Origin of the sequence: Corynebacterium sp. KPL1814 (assembly GCF_000478175.1) — a bacterium.
Taxonomy (GTDB): domain Bacteria; phylum Actinomycetota; class Actinomycetes; order Mycobacteriales; family Mycobacteriaceae; genus Corynebacterium.
Map to the genome: position 1 here is coordinate 296258 of NZ_KI515776.1, position 18275 is coordinate 314532.

Annotated in this window: 17 protein-coding genes and 1 tRNA gene; 10 read left to right on the plus strand and 8 right to left on the minus strand. The window is 59.2% G+C overall.

Features of this window, described 5'->3' with window-relative positions; genetic code table 11:
* The first annotated feature begins 12 nt into the window (after positions 1 to 12).
* Positions 13 to 1044: an aspartate-semialdehyde dehydrogenase gene (locus HMPREF1257_RS07520; RefSeq protein WP_023025017.1), complete on the plus strand. Its 1032-nt coding sequence runs from the start codon at positions 13 to 15 to the stop codon at positions 1042 to 1044.
* 95 nt (positions 1045 to 1139) lie between these two features.
* Here the strand turns inward: HMPREF1257_RS07520 and HMPREF1257_RS07525 are convergent, their stop codons facing one another.
* On the minus strand, positions 1140 to 2498 hold the full coding sequence (locus tag HMPREF1257_RS07525; RefSeq protein ID WP_034659462.1) for a membrane protein: 1359 nt from the start codon (positions 2496 to 2498) through the stop codon (positions 1140 to 1142).
* 260 nt (positions 2499 to 2758) lie between these two features.
* Positions 2759 to 3301: an RNA polymerase sigma factor gene (locus HMPREF1257_RS07530; protein ID WP_023025019.1), complete on the minus strand. Its 543-nt coding sequence runs from the start codon at positions 3299 to 3301 to the stop codon at positions 2759 to 2761.
* 183 nt (positions 3302 to 3484) lie between these two features.
* Between HMPREF1257_RS07530 and HMPREF1257_RS07535 the strand changes: the two genes are divergently transcribed.
* The gene (locus HMPREF1257_RS07535; RefSeq protein ID WP_023025020.1) at positions 3485 to 5035 is read left to right on the plus strand and encodes a catalase; all 1551 of its coding nucleotides are present in this window, start codon (positions 3485 to 3487) and stop codon (positions 5033 to 5035) included.
* Between the two features lie 144 nt (positions 5036 to 5179).
* Here HMPREF1257_RS07535 and HMPREF1257_RS07540 read toward each other — a convergent pair whose 3' ends face one another.
* On the minus strand, positions 5180 to 5737 hold the full coding sequence (locus HMPREF1257_RS07540) for a hypothetical protein (protein WP_023025021.1): 558 nt from the start codon (positions 5735 to 5737) through the stop codon (positions 5180 to 5182).
* A gap of 84 nt (positions 5738 to 5821) precedes the next feature.
* On the opposite strand from HMPREF1257_RS07540, the gene HMPREF1257_RS07545 reads away from it, so the two are divergent.
* Positions 5822 to 7285 carry a hypothetical protein gene (locus tag HMPREF1257_RS07545; RefSeq protein ID WP_023025022.1) on the plus strand — a complete coding sequence of 488 codons (1464 nt, stop codon included), beginning with the start codon at positions 5822 to 5824 and terminating at the stop codon, positions 7283 to 7285.
* 264 nt (positions 7286 to 7549) lie between these two features.
* Here HMPREF1257_RS07545 and HMPREF1257_RS07550 read toward each other — a convergent pair whose 3' ends face one another.
* Positions 7550 to 8740, minus strand: a complete 1191-nt coding sequence (locus tag HMPREF1257_RS07550; protein ID WP_034659221.1) for an IS1249 family transposase — start codon at positions 8738 to 8740, stop codon at positions 7550 to 7552.
* A 313-nt stretch (positions 8741 to 9053) separates the two neighbouring features.
* Between HMPREF1257_RS07550 and HMPREF1257_RS07555 the strand changes: the two genes are divergently transcribed.
* On the plus strand, positions 9054 to 10418 hold the full coding sequence (locus HMPREF1257_RS07555; protein WP_023025023.1) for a CitMHS family transporter: 1365 nt from the start codon (positions 9054 to 9056) through the stop codon (positions 10416 to 10418).
* Positions 10419 to 10483: 65 nt separating this feature from the next.
* On the opposite strand, the gene HMPREF1257_RS07560 is transcribed toward HMPREF1257_RS07555, so the two are convergent.
* A tRNA-Pro gene (locus HMPREF1257_RS07560) sits at positions 10484 to 10557 on the minus strand.
* 67 nt (positions 10558 to 10624) lie between these two features.
* Positions 10625 to 11512 (minus strand): metallophosphoesterase, encoded by an 888-nt coding sequence (locus HMPREF1257_RS07565; protein ID WP_023025024.1) that lies wholly within the window; start codon positions 11510 to 11512, stop codon positions 10625 to 10627.
* Between the two features lie 43 nt (positions 11513 to 11555).
* Here HMPREF1257_RS07565 and HMPREF1257_RS07570 point away from each other — a divergent pair, with 43 nt between their 5' ends.
* A complete protein-coding gene (locus HMPREF1257_RS07570) occupies positions 11556 to 12020 on the plus strand; it encodes a GatB/YqeY domain-containing protein (RefSeq protein WP_023025025.1) in 465 nt (154 codons plus the stop codon).
* A gap of 3 nt (positions 12021 to 12023) precedes the next feature.
* Here the strand turns inward: HMPREF1257_RS07570 and HMPREF1257_RS07575 are convergent, their stop codons facing one another.
* Positions 12024 to 14495, minus strand: coding sequence for a transglycosylase domain-containing protein (locus HMPREF1257_RS07575; RefSeq protein WP_023025026.1), 2472 nt, complete (start codon positions 14493 to 14495; stop codon positions 12024 to 12026).
* Positions 14496 to 14640: 145 nt separating this feature from the next.
* On the opposite strand from HMPREF1257_RS07575, the gene HMPREF1257_RS07580 reads away from it, so the two are divergent.
* The 4 genes from HMPREF1257_RS07580 to HMPREF1257_RS07590 all read left to right on the plus strand — a co-directional run bounded on the left by HMPREF1257_RS07580 (position 14641) and on the right by HMPREF1257_RS07590 (position 16506).
* Complete coding sequence (locus tag HMPREF1257_RS07580) at positions 14641 to 14964, plus strand: WhiB family transcriptional regulator (RefSeq protein ID WP_005276491.1); 324 nt, start codon at positions 14641 to 14643, stop codon at positions 14962 to 14964.
* 90 nt (positions 14965 to 15054) lie between these two features.
* The gene (locus HMPREF1257_RS12250; RefSeq protein WP_126318073.1) at positions 15055 to 15213 is read left to right on the plus strand and encodes a DUF4177 domain-containing protein; all 159 of its coding nucleotides are present in this window, start codon (positions 15055 to 15057) and stop codon (positions 15211 to 15213) included.
* On the plus strand, positions 15214 to 15672 hold the full coding sequence (locus tag HMPREF1257_RS07585) for a RidA family protein (RefSeq protein WP_023025028.1): 459 nt from the start codon (positions 15214 to 15216) through the stop codon (positions 15670 to 15672).
* A gap of 18 nt (positions 15673 to 15690) precedes the next feature.
* On the plus strand, positions 15691 to 16506 hold the full coding sequence (locus HMPREF1257_RS07590; protein ID WP_023025029.1) for an MBL fold metallo-hydrolase: 816 nt from the start codon (positions 15691 to 15693) through the stop codon (positions 16504 to 16506).
* A gap of 86 nt (positions 16507 to 16592) precedes the next feature.
* Here the strand turns inward: HMPREF1257_RS07590 and glxR are convergent, their stop codons facing one another.
* Positions 16593 to 17276 carry a CRP-like cAMP-activated global transcriptional regulator GlxR gene (gene glxR / locus HMPREF1257_RS07595; protein WP_005276495.1) on the minus strand — a complete coding sequence of 228 codons (684 nt, stop codon included), beginning with the start codon at positions 17274 to 17276 and terminating at the stop codon, positions 16593 to 16595.
* A 341-nt stretch (positions 17277 to 17617) separates the two neighbouring features.
* Here glxR and nth point away from each other — a divergent pair, with 341 nt between their 5' ends.
* Positions 17618 to 18271 (plus strand): endonuclease III, encoded by a 654-nt coding sequence (nth, locus tag HMPREF1257_RS07600; RefSeq protein ID WP_034659463.1) that lies wholly within the window; start codon positions 17618 to 17620, stop codon positions 18269 to 18271.
* Positions 18272 to 18275 lie beyond the last annotated feature (4 nt).

Consider the following 18275-nt stretch of genomic DNA (forward strand, 5'->3'; position numbering starts at 1 on the left):
AAGAGGAAGACAATGACTACCGTTGCAGTCGTCGGCGCTACCGGCCAGGTCGGCCGCGTGATGCGCTCCATTTTGGAAGAACGCAATTTCCCGGCGGATAAGGTGCGCTTTTTCGCCTCCGCCCGCTCCGCCGGCACCGAGCTGGAATTCCGCGGCGAGCAGATCGAAGTAGAGGACTTGGCCGAGGTCACCGAAGAATCCGTGGCCGATGTCGATATCGCGGTATTTTCCGCAGGCGGTTCCACCTCTGAGAAGTGGGCCCCGGTCTTCGCCGCCGCGGGCGCTACCGTGGTGGATAATTCTTCGGCCTACCGCAAGGACCCGGAGGTTCCGCTCGTGGTATCGGAGGTAAACCCCGAGGAGGCGAAGAACCCGCCGAAGGGCATCATCGCCAACCCGAACTGCACCACCATGGCCGCCATGCCGGTGCTCAAGGTCCTGCACGATGCCGCCGGCCTTAACAAGCTGCACGTATCGTCCTACCAGGCGGTATCCGGATCCGGCCTGGCGGGCGTGCAGACGCTGGCCGCGCAGGTCTACAGCTTGGGCGATCACAACGTGGATCTGGTCCACGATGGTTCTGCGCTCGATGATGAGGACCTGGGGCCCTTCGTCGCGCCCATCGCCTATAACGCGCTGCCCTTTGCCGGCAACCTCGTCGATGACGGCAGCAACGAGACCAACGAAGAGCAGAAGCTGCGCAACGAATCCCGCAAGATTCTCGGCCTACCGGACCTCAAGGTTGCCGGCACCTGCGTGCGCATCCCCGTCTTCACCGGCCACACCCTGACCATCCACGCGGAGTTCGACAAGCCCATCACCCCGGAGCAGGCCACCGAGCTTCTGGGCGATGCCCCAGGCGTGACGCTTGCCGATGTCCCCACCCCCCTCGCCGCCGCCGGCAAGGACGATTCCTTGGTTGGGCGCATCCGCCAGGATCAGACGGTAGATGACAATAAGGGCCTCGTGCTCGTCGTCTCCGGCGATAACCTGCGCAAGGGCGCTGCGCTCAATACCATTCAGATCGCAGAACTGTTGGTATAGCCGCAAGGCACCACCGCGCCGGCGCATAAAAATTCGGCTCCTCCTTCCTGTAGTAGGAAGTGAGGAGCCGAATTGCGTTTAGTGGCGCTTAAACCTTAGTCTTCGTCTTTCTTGCCAAAGTCCAGGTCGCTATCGACGGAAGGTACTTCCGGCTTCGTGTGCTGGACGTAGGTGACGGAAGGCGCAGGCTCCGAACGGTCATAGTCGAGTTCATCGTCCTCTTCGAGCTCCTCGTGGATGTCCTCGGCGATGTGATCGATAAACTCCTGCGTACCCATATTGGATGCTGCGGCTAGCATGCGCAGCTCGCGCTCATTCTTCTTGGTAAAGCGCTGGCGCGGGTCCAACTTGCGGGCGACGAGATCATGGGCGCGCATGCGGCGATCGGATTCATCGGCAAGCATGCCGCGGTTTTTAATGCGGTTATAAACCATCACGACAATCATCAGCAGGCCGAGGTAACCCAGGATGGGGTAGACGTTGCTGACTAGGGACTGGAAGCCGATGAAGGACAGGATGAAGCCGATGATGCAGGATGCGGCATATACGGGGTAGAAGCGCTGTGGGTTATTGCGGGTCAGGCGCTTGCCCAGCGCGTAGAACATACCGATGGCCGTGTTAAAGACCATGCCGTAGATGACGAAGGTCATCAAGACGCCGAGAACCGGGTGGATGCCGGTAATCAGCTTCAGCACCGGCATGTCCTCGCCGTTGACGTCCTTGGCCTCGAAGAAGAGGGCGAAGACGAGCAGGGCCAACAAGATGAGGTAGAGGAAACCACCGATGACGCCGCCGATGCCCACGGCGCGGTTATCCAGGAAGTTACCGCCGATGACGATGGACATGGACACGGCCGTCATGACGTTCAGGCCGGTGTAGTTCAGGGCGGAGAGCCACCAGTTTGGCAGCGAGGTATTGACATTATCGATGGCCCACGTGTTTAGGGACGCGAAGTCCACATCGGCTGTAAGGATGGTATAGCCGGTGGCCAGCACCACGAAGAAGATGATGAACGGGGTGATGGTACCGATGACGCGGGTGACGCGGTCCACGTCCATAAGGCCCACCAGCAGCACGAGGATCAGCATGACGGTGCCGCCGACCCACACAGGGATGCTGGGGAATTGCTGGTTGATATTGGAGCCACCACCGGCGAACATGACGAAACCGATGGAAAACAGCGTAATAAGCGTGGACCAGTCCAAGATCTTGGCGGTGACTGGTGAAGCGATCTTGTTATAAACAGCGGTGTGTTCCACCGCTTGGAAATAGGAGCCCAGCTGCAGGATGGACACGCCGGTGACCATCATGAGGGCGGCGGCGAGGGCGATGCCCCACAGGCCCCACTCGCCGAAAGCTACGAAGTACTGCATGGCTTCTTGGCCCGAAGCAAAGCCTGCGCCCACAACGATGCCAATAAACGCCATGGAGATTCCGATTGCGCGTTTAATCATGAGGGGAGAAACTCTCTTACTCACACTCGCCGGGCCCGGCTTTGGGAACGCGCGGGCCCGGATCGACGGTCGATTTATCACGTGTGTGTATCTAATAGAATCACATTTCACCCGTGACTTCACAGCTGAAATCGTGTCACTTTAGTATTTTTCTACCCCGCCCTCAGGCCGCATGCGCCCGCTGCGCTGCCCTAAGTACCTGCACTTTGATAAGTATTGCGGCGAAAGTATGTGTCCAAGCGCTCGAACATTCGGGGGTATTAATTTGCGCCCTCGATGAGGTCCTTGCGGGCGCGCGCCACGCGGGAGCGGATGGTGCCAACGCGCACACCGGCGATCTTGGCCGCTTCCTCATAGGTATAGCCCAGTACCTGGGTGAGGATAAGGGCTTCGCGGCGGTCGGCGGGCAGGGCATCGATAAGCGCCCGGGCATCGATCCAATCGCTCCAGGAACCGGAGTTTTCCGCGGCGGAGCCCATGGCGTCCTCGTATTGCGTGGCGGATTTGCGGGGTCGGGCCATGTCGTGGCGGATATTATCCACCCAGACGCGCCGGGCCAGCGAGAGCAACCAGGTGCGGGCGGAAGAGCGGGCGGCAAAGCGCGGCAAGGCGCCGATGACGCGCAGGTAGGTCTCTTGGGTGAGGTCGTCGGCGATTTCGGGGCCGCCCAGGTGGGCGAGGAGGCGCCAGACATCATCCTGGGTGGCCTTGATGAACTCCGTAAGTGCTGCTCGGTCGCCGCGCCCAGCCCGGAGGGCGAGCTCGGTGACGCGGGCGTCGTCTGCTGCGGAGTGGTGTGTCACCTGAATGAATCTACCAGTAGCTCCTGCATTTCTTATCCAAGGTTGCGGTGGCTGGGGCATCGGCAAGCGGCATATGTGCGGAAAGGGTAGCGCAGCACCGTTATACGTAGTAAACTATGGGTTGTCCGTGATTGATAATTGACCCCAAATTATCGACTGATTGCCAGGAGGCAAAGACTTACCATGACTGATTCCACCGCTGATGAGATCCTGAACAAGGGACAACGTCCCGCAGGTAAGGGCAATACTACCCGCCCGTCCGGCCAGCCCGTGCCTTCCGAGAACACGTCCGTGACCGCCGGTCCCCAGGGTCCGGTCGCGCTCAACGATACTCATCTCATTGAAAAGCTCGCCCACTTCAACCGTGAGCGCGTACCCGAGCGTACCCCGCACGCCAAGGGGCACGGTGCTTACGGCGAGCTGCACATCACCGAAGACGTGTCCGCCTACACCAAGGCAAAGGTTTTCCAGAAGGGCACCGTCACCCCGATGATGGGCCGCTTTTCCACCGTCGCTGGCGAGCAAGGCTCCCCGGATACCTGGCGCGACGTGCACGGCTTTGCCCTCCGCTTCTACACCGAAGACGGCAACTTCGACATCGTGGGCAATAACACCCCGGTATTCTTCCTGCGCGATGGCATGAAGTTCCCGGACTTCATCCACTCCCAAAAGCGCCTGGGTTCCAATGGCCTGCGCGATGCCGATATGCAGTGGGACTTCTGGACCCGCAACCCGGAATCCGCCCACCAGGTGACTTACCTGATGGGTGACCGCGGCACCCCGAAGACCACCCGCCACCAAAATGGCTACGGTTCCCACACCTTCCAGTGGGTCAACGAAGACGGCGAGGCATTCTGGGTGAAGTACCACTTCATCTCCCGCCAGGGTGTTGAGAACTTCACCGATGAAGAGGCCACCGTGGAAGCCGGTAAGAACCCGGATAGCCACCGTGCGGATCTTTACAACGCCATCGAAGAGGGCAACTACCCCATCTGGGACGTCAAGGTGCAGATCATGCCGCTTGCGGAGGCAGAGGACTACCGCTTCAACCCCTTCGATCTGACCAAGGTCTGGTCCAAGAAGGACTACCCATTGCACGATGTGGGCTACTTCGAGCTCAACCGCAACCCGCGCAACTTCTTTGCTCAGATCGAGCAGGTTGCGCTGGATCCCTCCAATATCGTGCCGGGCGTTGGCCTGTCCCCGGATAAGATGCTGCAGGCCCGCGTCTTTGCCTATGCGGATCAGCAGCGCTACCGCATCGGGCCGAATTACAAGCAGTTGCCGGTCAACCAGCCGCGCAATGCGGAGAAGGTCAATACCTACGAGCACGAGGGTCCAATGCAGTATTTCTACAATGCTCCAGAGGATCCGGTGTACTCGCCCAACCGCCATGCGAAGGGTACGGGCGTGCTTGACGATGCCTCCGTAAACAACCGCGAGGACCTAGAGACCACCACTGCGGCGGACCTCTACGTGAACCCGGATCCCCACGGTCGGGACTTGGTCCGCGCGCCGTACGTACGCCATGCGGAAGACGATGACTTCGTCCAAGCGCGCGACCTGTACGAAAACGTCTACGACGACGCCGCCAAGGAGCGCTTGGTCACCAATATCACCAACGCGATGGCCGGCGTGTCCGAAGAAACCGAAGAGCGCGTGTACCAGTACTGGACCAACGTTCACCCGGACTTGGGCCAGCGCGTGCGCGAGGTCTTCGCTGAAAAGAAGTAGCAAGCCACTGCGGTTGTACTGCTTCTTAGGGGCATAAATACAAGGCCGCCTTCGACCATCCCCGCGTCCTCACCCCACAGCGATCTGCTGTGAGATGGGTGCGGTGGGGTAATTGGTCGAAGGCGGCTTGTGCGTTAGGCGAGATTAATCGCAGCGGCGCATATTGTCTGCAACAAAGCTAGGCGCGCCCTGATCGATCCATTTGTCCACGTCATAGCACGGTGCGGTCAAACCACTATTTGCTACACCGATGGGCTCAATAGTTGTCCATGCGCCATCGTTAAAGCGCGCCCAGGCGGTCCAATCTGTACTGTCTTTGCCAAAATGAGCCCATTCCCCGTCGCAATCCGACACCAAAATATTGCCCATATCGGGCTCTAGAGAAGAGAAGGCGCTTGGGGAGCAATCACCTTTGGCTTGCGTGGTAGTGGTAGTGACTGTTGTCTCCTGCGGTGCAGGTGGTTGTGCAGTAGTCTCTGCCGGGGAGGTTGTGGGCGAGTCGGTCGTAGTCGCCGTTTGCTCCGTGGAACTTGTAGGGCTGGAGCTAGAGCTGGATTGTGCCACGGCGTCGGAAAATTGGGGCTCGCTGGGGTCGGCGGAGTTATCGGCATCATCGGCGCAGGACACCAGTGCCATGCTCAGCGGAAACGCGGCCGTGTAGGTTAGCGTGCGGGAGAGAACGGATTTTCGGGGGACAGGCATGTCTTAATAGTAGATTCTCTTTGTTATGCGCGGGGATCGGCGCGCCTGCAGAAAGGGAATGACCTGCAGCGATAGGTTACTAGCATGACCAAAATCCTTGCCTCGACCGCGTCTACTGCGTCCGCGAGTTCCTCGCGGTGGCGCAACCTCTTACTGCTCGTATTGCTCGCCGTACCGCTTATCGTTGGTACCGCAGTGGCGGCCTGGTCGCAGTGGGAACCGGCGCATGCGTGGTCGAGCGCCGCGCAGCCTTATGGCGCGCCGCAGGCGAATTCGACCTCGCCAGAGCTTAAGGAAGCCGCCGAGGCCGCCAGCCACGCCCAAGCGCAGGCTAGCATCCTGAAATCTGGCGCGGATCGGTTAAACAAGGGCACCAGTGAGCTGGATAAGGGTGCTGGGGAATTAGGCGATGGCGTCGAAAAGCTCGCCGGTGGTTCGCAAGAGCTGGTGTCGGGGCTTAACCAGTTGCAGTCAGGGACCAATACCCTCGGCGGAGGGGCGACGGAACTGGCCAATACCGTCGGCGGGGCCGTCGACCAGGTCGTGGGACTGGGAGCCGTCCAAGGCCAAATCCTGGAAGCCATCGACGGTACGGTGCGCGACCTGGAGGGAAATAATTCCAAGGAAGCGAAACAAGTTCGTTCTCAGCTGGGGGATTTGCGCAAGCAGGTGGAAAACTTCCGCCTCGATGAATCCCTGACCGGGGAGCTGAAGAAGCTGAAGGACGGCTCGCGCGATCTCTCCAATCAGCTGGCGGTAAGCGGTTATGCCTACCACGATGGCATCAACCAGGCCGTGGCAGGCGCGCAACAGCTCAACCAGTCCATAGCGGAGCTCAATAGCCGTGTGGATGAGGCTCTCGATGGGGTGGGCCAGCTTGACGATGGCGCCGGCAAGCTCACCGGCATGGCGGAACAAAACCAATCGAACCTGGGCGCGGTGCAGCGCGCCCTGCCTCCTGCGCACGTAGCCGCAGAAGAGGACGCACGCCAGCTAAGCCCGGTCATCGCCATGCTCATTTCCGAGCTCGTCCTGCTGGCTGGTTCCGCCGCTGGGGTGGCATGGAAACTGGGCTTCCACCCGTGGCTGATGGTTCTAGGCGGATCGCTGGCCGCGGTGGCCATCGGGGAGATCCTGCTCTTCGTCTTGTCCATCGGCCTGACCCCCATCGCTGCGGTAGCCGCCGGAGGGGCGCTGTTCTTGGGCGCCCTGTCCTCTGCGCTTATCGTGCGGGGCTTGCTCGAACTGTGTGGCATGACTGTGGGATCCATCCTCGCCGCGATCTTTGGCACTGGGCAGACCGCATTGGTGGGGTGGCTGTGGAAATCCGCGGCCATCGCCGGGGTGGACAAGGTGTGGCAGGTAGTAGCTAACCTTTTGCCGCTCAACTGGACAACGGCCGCAGTCACCGTGGCGGGCAACGATGGTGAGGCAGTGGTGCTGTGGACCGGCCTGGCTGTCTTGGGCGCTATCACTCTCGTAGGTCTGAGTGCAGTGAAATGGCTCGTGCCTGCCAGGAAGAACCCAAAAACAGGCGCTAAAGTATGAAATTGTGTACTTAAATAGGTAAAAGCTTGTATAAAGCTGGCAATATTTGCCATCGCTATGGTTGGAATGCGAAGAGTGTTATTCTTGCTAGTGCTCACACCGCCTACTTAGGGGGTAGGCGAACGGCTTGCGCCGTTGTGAGTGATAGGGAATAGGGACGACGCGGTGCTGTAGGGGCGCCGCGTCGTTTCCCGTTTTGCCCAAAGCTGGGTTAAGTAGCAAAATGTGTGTCTGGTGGGCGTGTCGTCGGTTGGGCGCCTTTTGTCATTTCATGGGTCCTTTTCTGATTCCTATGGAGTGTGAGTATTCGGTTGGGATAGCGTTGTCGTAGAAGGCTGGTCGGCCTGTTTCCGGGTCGGCTGTGTTGTGGTCTTCTGGGGTAAGGCCTTGGACTTTGGCGAGTTGGTCTTGCCCGAAATTGCACTGCCTGGCGATCTCTAATGGGTCGTCAGGCAGTTGTGTTTGTGAATACAGGTACCATTCCAGCATTTTGCGTTGTCGTTCTCCTGTTCTTCCACGGTGAGCATCAGCGATGCGTTTGAGCGGGGCGTTAACTCCGCCTTCGAGGCTGTTTGTCGTTGCTACCCAACGCTGTGGCATAAGAGCATGTGGTGGTGGCTTAAGGTAGGTAAATAGATGTTGTTTCTGCGAAAGGTTTCGCAGTGATTTATAGGCTTGGCGAACGCGTAAATGGGTCCATTCCCACTTACGGTTGGACCTGCGGCGGTGTGTAGGGGTCAGGGTTTTCTCGGAAAGGAAGTGTTTATAGACCTGGCCGAAGTCATGCAGGTTCTTCGTCCATTCCCGTGCTTGGTCTAGGGTGCTGATTTTGGTTAATTGCAGTGCTAGGCCATAGATGGCTTTGCCGGCATCGGTGCGTGGCCGGCTGGTGGTGTATCGGCGGATTACGCGTTGGGCATGGACTAGGCAGCGCTGGATTGGTGTGTGTGGCCAGCATGTTGCGATGGCTGATTGGGCGCCGAGTCCGCCATCAAGTACGACGCATAACGGTGGCGCTATGTTTTTAAGTAATTGAATATAGGCGTCGGTGGATTCCTTTTTAGCCCAGTGCCAGGCAATGACGTGGTCATGGCTTGCTGCGACAAGCAGGCAGCCTGCCGCGGTGTAGGTGCCGTCGATGAAGATTTGGTCGTAGATTCGGTGAGGGTCCGGGGTATTAGGGATATCGATAAGCCAAAAGGGTTCAAACCGGCGGTTGAGAGTCCACCGGCTTATTCCTTGTTGCTGAGCGAGCTGGTTCAATGACGTTGTAGATACCGCGTAGCGGTAGAAGGCGCGGAAGTCCCGGGACTGGGTATGGTCAGTTCGTTGGCGCGTTAGGGAGCTTCCGCAGTTGGGGTCTTTGCATCGCCATCTGGTTTTCCCTTTGGATGTTGTGCCATTTTTCTTCATCTGCCCTGCACAAATAGGGCATCGTGGTCGGTTAGTAGTCACCGGAAAATTCAACCAGCTCACCACATACCACATGCAGGTGCCATTCCGGTGGATTGAACAAAAAGCAGGGCCGAATAGGCCCCAGAAGCTTATTCAGCTCCTATTTAAACAAGCTAACCAGCGCTTACGCTGAAACCGAGACACACTTCCTGCTACTTAACCCCCAAAGCTATTTATCCAGGTCGGCCCAGGGGGATATGTGCGGCCCACGGCAGGAATGTGCGCTACCACACAGCAATGTTTAACATTAGCTATACGTCTATTGGCTAATGGCGTGCGCCAGGCGGGCGCCAGTGACTTTTGAAGGAGCGCAATGCAGACCTCCCTCGGGCTGACCCTGATGGGACTGGCCATCATCTTTGTGACGGTGGGCATCCTCATCCGTGGACGCGTTAATCCCATTATTCCCATGACCTTGGTGCCCGTCATCGGCGCTGTGATAGCCGGTTTCGGTGTAGAAGATATAGCGGATTTCTTCGGCGAAGGCTTAAGCTCTGTCATCAACGTCGTGGTGATGTTCATCTTCGCCATCATTTTCTTCGGCATTTTGCAAGATGTGGGACTTTTTACTCCGGTGATCCGCAGCCTCATTAAGGCGACCCGCGGCAATGTCATGGCCGTGACCATTGGCACGGCCGCCATCGGTATCGTGGCGCACCTCGATGGATCGGGTTCCACGACCTTTCTTATTACGATTCCCGCATTGCTGCCGTTGTACCGGGCGCTGCACATGTCGCGCTATGTGCTGATTACTATCGTGGCCCTGGCCGCTTCGGTGATGAATATGGTCCCGTGGGGCGGGCCACTGGGCCGTGCCGGTGCGGTGGTTGAGCAAGACCCGAACGATATCTGGCTGCACTTATTGCCCATCCAAGGTGTGGCAGTGGTCCTCATCTTCACCATTGCCGCCCTGTTGGGATGGCGCGAAAAGCGCCGTTTGGTCAAGCTGCAGGAAAGCGGCGAAATCAAGGGCTCTATCTCTGTGGACGTGAATTCCTTGGCGGATGATTTTTCCGCCAAGCAGGCCGAGGAACAGCAGAAACTCGGGTTCAGGTACAGGAAATCCCGGTGGGTGACCATCGCGAATATCGTCGTTGCCTTGGCCGTGCTTGCTGCCCTGCTTTCGGGCTTGCTGCCACCGGCGCCCGCGTTCCTTATTGCTACCACCATTGCCTTGGTGGTCAACTTCGACGGCGCGATGGAGCAGGGCGATGCCTTGCGGCGCCACGCCCCCAACGCTTTGTCCATGGCCGGAGTGATCATTGCGGCCGCGATGTTTTTGGGCGTGCTCAATGAGACCAAGATGCTAGAAGAAATCGCGCTGAGCCTGGTGAATATTCTGCCGGAAGGAGTGGCACCGTATCTGCACGTCATCGTGGGATTCTTTGGGGTTCCGCTAGACCTGTTGACCTCCACGGATGCGTATTACTTCTCGGTACTGCCCATTGTCCAAGGCACGGTGGAGTCCTTCGGCGTCAGCGGAATGGGCGCTGCGAGCGCCCTCATTATCGGCAACGTGGTGGGAACCTTCGTCTCCCCATTTTCGCCAGCGCTGTGGCTGGCGCTGGGACTGGCGGATGGTCAGATGGGCAAGTACCTCAAGATAGCCTTCCCCATCGCATGGATATTTTCCATTATCCTCGTCGCCATCGCATTCTTTACCGGGATGCTGGCCTAAGCGGGCCCTGGAATCCGCCGGCCCTATAGGCATGGAAATAGCCCGCAGTTTCCTGCGGGCTATTGTCGGGATAACAGGATTTGAACCTGCGACCTCTTCGTCCCGAACGAAGCGCGCTACCAACCTGCGCCATATCCCGGTCACTGCTTAAAAGCAGTACTGAGATACTTTAACGCATGGTGAATGAGATCGACAAAACGGCAGGTCTAGTCCACCTCAGTGATCCTCAACAGGGTGGCTGAGGGGCGGCAGAATAAACGCACCGGGGCGAATTTGGACGTGCCCAAGCCATTGGAGACGTGCATCTTCATCGGGCCGAAATCGTGCAGGCCCTGTGCGCGCGGGCGGTCGATGCCGCAATTGGTCACGATGGCGCGCGAACCAGGAAGGCAAATTTGCCCACCGTGGGTATGGCCGGAAAGGGAGAGCTGGTAACCATCGGCGGCGAACTTTTCGAGCACGCGCGGCTCGGGGGCGTGGAGTAGGGCGAGCGAGAGATCGGCGTCCTCGTGGGGCGGGCCGGCGATTTCGGAGTAATCATCCAAGTCGTGGTGCGGATCGTCCACCCCAGCCACGGCGAGGCGGACATTGCCTACCTTGAACTCGTGACGGGCCTGATTGCCGTCGTACCAACCGTGCTCCACGAAGGCCGCACGCATGCCGCGCCAGGGAAGGTCCAGGTAGGAGGGCTCGCGCTTTTTGCCCAGCAGGTATTTGAAGGGGTTGACCGGGCGCGGCGCCCAATAATCATTGGTGCCGAACACGAAGACGCCGGGCCGGGCGAGCAGCGGGCCGAGCGCGCGCAGGGTATCGGGCACGGCCTGCTTATCGGAGAGGTTGTCGCCGGTATTGACCACGAGGTCTGGCTCCAGCGCATCGAGGGCGGAGACCCAATCGATCTTCGTCTGCTGGCCCGGGATCATGTGCAGGTCAGAAATGTGCAGCAGGCGGAACTCTTCTTCGCCGCGCAGGGTGCCTTTGGGCAGGAGCGGAAGGGTAAATTCCTTGAGTTCGAATTTCGTGAGCTCGCTAAAGCCCCAAGCAGCAACACCTAGGCCGGCGGCGACGCCGCCAAGAATCCGTTGAAGTTTCACAGCTTCTACACTACCTGCCTTAAATGGACGTATATTGAAAGGCATGAGCGAGCTAAAAGATACTATTCGAGCAGATCTGAAAACGTCGATGAAGGCCAAGGAAAAGCAGCGCACCAGCGCCATTCGCGCGTTGCTGGCGGCAATCCAGGCCGAGGAAACCACTGGGTCCCGCCACGAGCTAGAGGATGAAGACATCCTCAAGGTCATCGCGCGCGAGATTAAAAAGCGTCGCGAGTCCGCAGAGGTCTATGAAGAAAATGGCCGCCCGGAATTGGCAGAGGCTGAGCTTGCCGATGTCCCCTTCTTCGAGGCCTACCAGCCGCGCCAGCTCGATGATGCGGAGCTTAAGGCCTTGGTAGAAGAAGCAATTGCTGAGGTAGAAAAGGAAAACGGCGAAGCACCCACCATGAAGCAGATGGGTGCGGTCATGAAGGTGGCCAACGCAAAGGCCGCCGGCCAGGCCGACGGCAAGCGCCTTTCCGCAGAGGTAAAGGGCCAGCTTAACTAATCTTTAGCGGCCGAGGAGATTGCGGATATCGTTGCGGAAGTTATCGATATCTTCTTGGCGGATTCCAAAGTCCTCTGGGCTGAGGTTCAATCCGCCGCCGTTATTTCCTCCCCAGTTGCTCACACCGGTAGTGTTCGCGCTGCCGGTGTTATTTTGTGCGCCGGTCGTATTCGCACTGCCCACGCCGCTGGAGGGGGATTGGGTGGCAGAGGTGCCATCGGAAAGCTGCAGGGTAATCTCGGCGCCGTCCTTCTTGCCATCCTTGCCGGTAATCGCGCGCACCACTCGGCCGTAGGGGACATCCCCGCCGACGACGCGGGAGGTTTTTACCACATAGCCCTTGGCTTCAAGGGTGCTGCGGGCCTGTGACTCGTTTTTGCCGCGCAAGCTATCGAGCAACTTATCCCCGGTGGTGCCGTCATCGTATTTCTTATTGTAATTGGGCAGACCGCTCTGAGTAGCCTGCGGTAGCTGCGATGCCATGGTGAAAAATGTCTGCGCGGGCTCTAAGCCACCAAAGAGGTTGCCAGCTCCGGTGCACTGGCGCACGGGGGAGGTACACAGAGGCTGGGTATCGGTGCCGTCGTTATAAATATAAGGAGCGGCGGCGAGTCCGTCGTTGAATCCCAAAAATGCCGAGGACTGGTTGGACTCGGTGGTACCGGTCTTGGCGGCGACGGGGGAGCTAAAGCCAGCAGCGTGGGCGGCATCCTTGGCGGTTCCCTGCTTGGCATCTTCAGACAGCGCATTGGCCAGGGCGTGGGCCACATCCTGGTCTACCGCCTGCTCGCACGGGGTCTCTTTGAGGTAGACCTCGTTGCCGTTCTTATCTAGGACCTTGTCAATGGGATTGGGCTCGCACCACCGGCCATTGGAGGCAATCGTTGCGCCGACATTGGATAGTTCCAGCGGATTTACCGGATTGGGGCCCAGGGTAAAGGAACCGGAATTGGCGTCCTTCGTGCGCTGCGCGATGGAGGTGTCCTTATCAAAGGTGCCCTTTTCGTCATAGGAGCGCAGGCCAAGGCGCACCGCCATATCTACGATGGGTGCCACGCCAACCTGCTCGGTGAGCTTGATAAATGGCGTATTGGGCGAGTGGGCCAAGGCCTCTTGCAGCGTCATCGTGGCCTTATAATTGCCCGCGTTTTCCACACAGTAGCGGTTGGCGGGGCAGTTATCGGCGCCGCCGTGGCCAAGGCCTTCGGCCTCGTAGCGGGTGGGCACATCCACCGTATTCTTAATGCCGTAGCCAGATTCGAGGGCGGCCGCGGCGGTAAAGGCCTTAAAAACCGACCCCGCGCCATTGCCCACCAAGGAGTTGGTCTGCGGCAGCAGGGTTTCATTATTGTCTTGGTCCAGCCCGTACGCACGGGACGAGACCATGGCCAGGACCTTGCGGTCCGACGTGCCCGGTTCGATAACGTCCATCACCTCAGCGACGCCCTGGGCATTTGGGTTGGTGCGCGACTGCACTGCGGACAGCGCCGAATCCTGCACCTGCGGGTCCAGCGTGGTCTTTACGGTGTATCCACCGTGGGCGAGCTGGTCTTGGTCTATGCCCTTTTCCTCGAGGTACTGCAGCACATAATCGCAGAAAAAACCGCGATCATCTGCGCCGATGCAGCCATTGGCCAGGGTATTGGGCTGCTTGCCGACGCCCAATTCTTCCCCCTTATACTCATCCGCATCCGCCTGCTCCAGATAGCCGTTATCCACCATGGATTGGAGCACGACGTTGCGGCGGTCAAGCACCTCTTCCTCATTGGTATAAGGGTTGAGGCGCTCTGAAGACTGCACCATACCCGCCAGCATCGCCGCCTGCGGCACCGTGAGGTCCGCGGCGTGGCTATCAAAGTAGGTCCGCGCGGCGGCTTCCACACCGTAGGCATGGTTACCAAAGGAGACCAGATTGAGGTAATTGGTGAGGATTTCCTGCTTATCCAACTCCTCATTCATCTGCGTTGCCATGCGCATTTCGCGCAGCTTGCGGGTGGCGGACTGCTCGGTCGCAGCAGCCCGTTCTTCATCGTTTTGTGCGGAGACGAGCAGGAGGTAGTTCTTGACGTACTGCTGGTCAATGGTGGATGCGCCCTGAGATACCCCGCCGGAGGTCAGGTTGGTCCACAGAGCGCGGAAATTGCCTTGGAGATCGACGCCGCCGTGCTCGTAAAAGCGCTCGTCTTCAATGGAGACGATGGCGTTTTTCATCGCATCCGAGATCTCGTCACTATCTACGGGGTGGCGGCGTTGGCTATAGACGTAGGCCATATCTTTGCCCGAGGAATCCTGCACCGTGGTAACGCCGGGGATATTGCCCGCTGTTAGGTCTTGCAGGTCTGATTGCATGGTCTGGTTGGTGCGGGTGATCGCTACGCCGGAAATGCCCGCAAAGGGGGCGAGCGCGAGCGCGATGAGCGCGGCTACCAAGACCGTGGACAGGGCTATCTTGGACAAAGATTTGAAGACAGTCACGCCCAATACCCTACGTGGTCTGCCTGGCAATGGGGAAGGTGACTTGCACCCCCTAAAGTGTGACCTCGTAGACAATCTCGCGTTCTAGTGAATAGACTCAGGCTTCGGTACATAGTATTCCGTCTGGGAAGGAGAACACTCACCCATGACCGTTCGAGTGAAGACTGCGGGAATGTCCAATACAGCCCGAAATCCCGAGCGTGGTGAGTGGGTCACTCAAGCAAAGTGCCGCAATGAGGACCCGGACGCATTATTCGTGCGCGGCGCTGAACAGCGCAAAGCCGCCGTCATTTGCCGCCACTGCCCCGTTTTAACGGAATGCCGCGCAGACGCCCTTGATAACCGCGTGGAATTTGGCGTGTGGGGCGGGTTGACCGAGCGTCAGCGCCGCGCGCTGCTGCGCAAGAACCCCCACATCACGGACTGGGCCAATTACCTGGCTAAGGGTGGCGAACTCGTCGGTATTTAAGGCGGTCAGGGGTGTGACTGCCCGCGTAGCGGTGGCAGCGCTGCCGAATAGGGGCGGCATAAGTCGTACTAAATCGCTAGAATGAATCCCATGACTAAATGGGAATACGCAACCGCACCAGTACTGACCCACGCCACCAAGCAGATCCTTGATTCTTGGGGCGAAGACGGATGGGAATTGGTCTCCATCACCCCTGGCCCGAACCCGGAGAACGTGGTGGCCTACTTTAAGCGCGAGGTGGCAGAGTAAATGAGCTTTTCCGCTCGCTTGAAAGAGATGGGGGTGGAGCTGCCGGGCGTCGCTAAGCCGCTGGCTTCCTATGTGCCCGCGCTGCGCGTGGGCGACCAGGTATGGACCTCTGGGCAGCTTCCCCTGGTGGATGGATCGCTGCCGGTGACCGGCAAGGTCGGCGCTGAGGTCACCACGGAGCAGGCCCAAGAACAGGCCCGCACTGCAGTACTCAACGCCTTGGCGGCCGTTGATGCGGAGATCGGGCTGGATAATATCTCCCGCGTGATCAAGATCGTGGGCTTCGTGGCCTCGGATCCCAGCTACGAAGAACAGCCCGCGGTGGTCAACGGGGCATCGGATTTCATCGGGGAGGTATTCGGCGAGGCCGGCACGCACGCGCGTTCTGCAGTCGGCGTTGCTGCCTTACCCAAGAATGCCCCGGTGGAGATCGAATTGATCGTAGAGATCGCTGAGTGATCGGTTAGGCTGGTAGGCATGGAGCACCCCGCATACAGTCAATTGCGTCCCGTAAGCCAATCCGTTGGCGTAGTCCTTTGTGATAATCCCAGCTATACCGCCCTCGAGGGCACGAATACCTGGATTATCAGTGCCGCTGAAGACTCTCGGTCGATCGTCGTAGACCCGGGGCCGGAGGATGAAGGCCACCTCAACGTAGTGCATCGCCATGCCGGTGAGGTGGCTTTAATTCTGCTTACCCACCGCCACGATGACCACGCTTCGGGCGCACAACGTCTCCGGCAGATGACCGGCGCGCCCATCCGCGCCTTCGATCCCAGCTATTGCAATGGCGCGGAGGCGTTGCAGAAGGGTGAAATCCTGACCCTAGAAGGCATCACCCCGCAACTGGAGGTCCTGCACACGCCGGGTCACACCGCGGACTCCACGTCCTTTTTCGTGTGGAGCGGTGAGGCGGATAATTCCCGGTTAGAAGGCATCGCCACCGGCGATACCATCGCGGGGCGCCACACCGTTTTGCTCTCAGAAACAGACGGCGATTTGGCGGATTACCTGCGTACCCTGGATGTGCTGGAATCTCGCGGGAAGGATGTTCCGCTCTTCCCGGGCCACGGGCCGGATTTGGAGGATACCTCGCAGGTGGCGCGCAAGTACATTGATCGCCGCCACTACCGCTTGGATCAGATCCGGGAAATTCGCTCCCGGCTGGGTGATGACGTGGACCTGACCACCTTGGTCAATGAAATGTATGACGATGTGGATCCGGTGCTGCGCCATGCCGCAGAGCAGTCTACGCGCACCGCGTTGAAGTACCTCGACGGTACCGATAACTAACGCGCGGCGCGGCAGGACGCCGGCTAAAACGCTTATTCCCTCCGCCCCTGGTGCTTATGCACGGGGGACGAAGGGAATTTGTGGTTTTATCGCGCGCGGCGGGCGAGGTGCTCGGTATCGACGATGAGCACGGACTTGCCCTCGAGGCGAATCCAACCGCGGTGGGCGAAGGTAGCCAGGGCCTTATTAACGGTCTCGCGGGAAGCGCCTACCAGCTGGGCAATCTCTTCCTGGGTGAGATCGTGGTTGACGCGCAGCGCGCTGCCTTCCTGGACGCCGAAGCGGTTAGCCAGCTGCAGCAGGGTCTTGGCAACGCGGCCGGGCACGTCGGTGAAGATGAGGTCCGCCAGGTTAGCGTTAGTGCGGCGCAGGCGGCGGGCCAGCACGCGCAGCAGCTGCTGAGCGATGGCGGGGTGATCGCTTACCCATTTATCCAGCAACTCGGAGTTCATGGTGGCGGCCTGGACCTCGGTCACGCAGACGGCAGACGAGGTGCGTGGGCCCGGATCGAAGATGGAAAGCTCACCGAACATATCGGACGGGCCCATCACAGTCAGGAGGTTTTCGCGGCCATCCGGGGCGTGGCGGGCGAGCTTAATCTTGCCGGAGGTGATGATATACAACCGGTCACCAGGCTCGCCTTCATCGAAGATGGTGGTACCGCGCGGGAAGCGCACTGTCTCCATCTGCTCGAGAAGATTCTGCACTGCTACGGGATCAACGCCTTGGAAGATTCCGGCGCGGGAGAGGGTGTCCTGTACGCCTTCCACGTTTTACTCCTTGGATGTCGACTGCGAAAAGTCACTAAAGTGCTTGGGCCACATCCTTTTGCGGGCTCCAGGGAGGCACGCTAATGCGGAACAAGCGGGGTCAATTTTTAGCGTACCCCATTCTACAGTGCAGTTAGTCACTTTTGGACACTGTCCCCATAATGGTCACACGACAGAAATGGGTTCACTTACGCCCCTAGTGTTACAGCCAGCGGATTTCCGGCTAATCGGCGAAGACAACTGCTTCCAATTTTTCCATGAGGAGGGCGAAAAGGGCGATACCAAGCGGTACAAAAATAACAAGTGAAATCATGTATTCCTATCCTACTAAGCTTGGCGGCATGAGTTCATCACTGCCGGCCACCGCGGCCCCGAGTAAGAGAGCGCCCATCATTAACGAGCGATTGGCAAGCGAACACCCCGATGCGCGGTGCGAGCTCGATTTCGACTCTCCCCTCCAACTCTTGGTGGCCACGGTGCTTTCCGCGCAGTGCACGGATGCGCGCGTGAACTCGGTAACCCCTGAGCTGTTTCGCGCCTATCCCACCGCGGCCGATTATGCGGCAGCCAGCCGGGAGGATCTGGAGGCGATCCTGCGGCCGCTGGGGTTTCAGCGGGCAAAGGCGGGGCATCTTATGGGCATCGGCGAGCGCTTGGTTTCTGAATTCGGCGGCGAGGTGCCACAGACCGTAAAGGAACTGACCTCCCTGCCTGGGGTGGGCCGCAAGACGGCGCTGGTGGTGCTGGGCGATGCCTTCGGGGTACCGGGCCTTACCGTGGATACGCACTTTAGCCGCCTGATGCAGCGCCTGGAGCTGACGGGGGAGAAGACGCCGGTGAAGATAGAAAGGGACATCGCCAAGCTCATTGCAGAGGCCGAGTGGACGATGTTTTCCCACCGCATCATTTTTCACGGCCGGCGCGTCTGCCATGCCCGGAACCCGGAGTGTGGGAATTGCGTGGTGCGGGATCTGTGCCCAGCTGCATTAAGCTAGCGGT

Bases quoted from the DNA above. Each gene is read 5' to 3' on its own strand.
- HMPREF1257_RS07585 (WP_023025028.1), top strand. From the start codon at position 15,214: ATGAGCTTTTCCGCTCGCTTGAAAGAGATGGGGGTGGAGCTGCCGGGC.
- HMPREF1257_RS07570 (WP_023025025.1), top strand. From the start codon at position 11,556: ATGAGCGAGCTAAAAGATACTATTCGAGCAGATCTGAAAACGTCGATG.
- HMPREF1257_RS07535 (WP_023025020.1), top strand. From the start codon at position 3,485: ATGACTGATTCCACCGCTGATGAGATCCTGAACAAGGGACAACGTCCC.
- nth (WP_034659463.1), top strand. From the start codon at position 17,618: ATGAGTTCATCACTGCCGGCCACCGCGGCCCCGAGTAAGAGAGCGCCC.
- HMPREF1257_RS07590 (WP_023025029.1), top strand. From the start codon at position 15,691: ATGGAGCACCCCGCATACAGTCAATTGCGTCCCGTAAGCCAATCCGTT.
- HMPREF1257_RS07540 (WP_023025021.1), bottom strand. From the start codon at position 5,737: ATGCCTGTCCCCCGAAAATCCGTTCTCTCCCGCACGCTAACCTACACG.
- HMPREF1257_RS07580 (WP_005276491.1), top strand. From the start codon at position 14,641: ATGACCGTTCGAGTGAAGACTGCGGGAATGTCCAATACAGCCCGAAAT.
- HMPREF1257_RS07520 (WP_023025017.1), top strand. From the start codon at position 13: ATGACTACCGTTGCAGTCGTCGGCGCTACCGGCCAGGTCGGCCGCGTG.
- HMPREF1257_RS07525 (WP_034659462.1), bottom strand. From the start codon at position 2,498: ATGATTAAACGCGCAATCGGAATCTCCATGGCGTTTATTGGCATCGTT.
- HMPREF1257_RS07545 (WP_023025022.1), top strand. From the start codon at position 5,822: ATGACCAAAATCCTTGCCTCGACCGCGTCTACTGCGTCCGCGAGTTCC.
- HMPREF1257_RS12250 (WP_126318073.1), top strand. From the start codon at position 15,055: ATGACTAAATGGGAATACGCAACCGCACCAGTACTGACCCACGCCACC.
- HMPREF1257_RS07555 (WP_023025023.1), top strand. From the start codon at position 9,054: ATGCAGACCTCCCTCGGGCTGACCCTGATGGGACTGGCCATCATCTTT.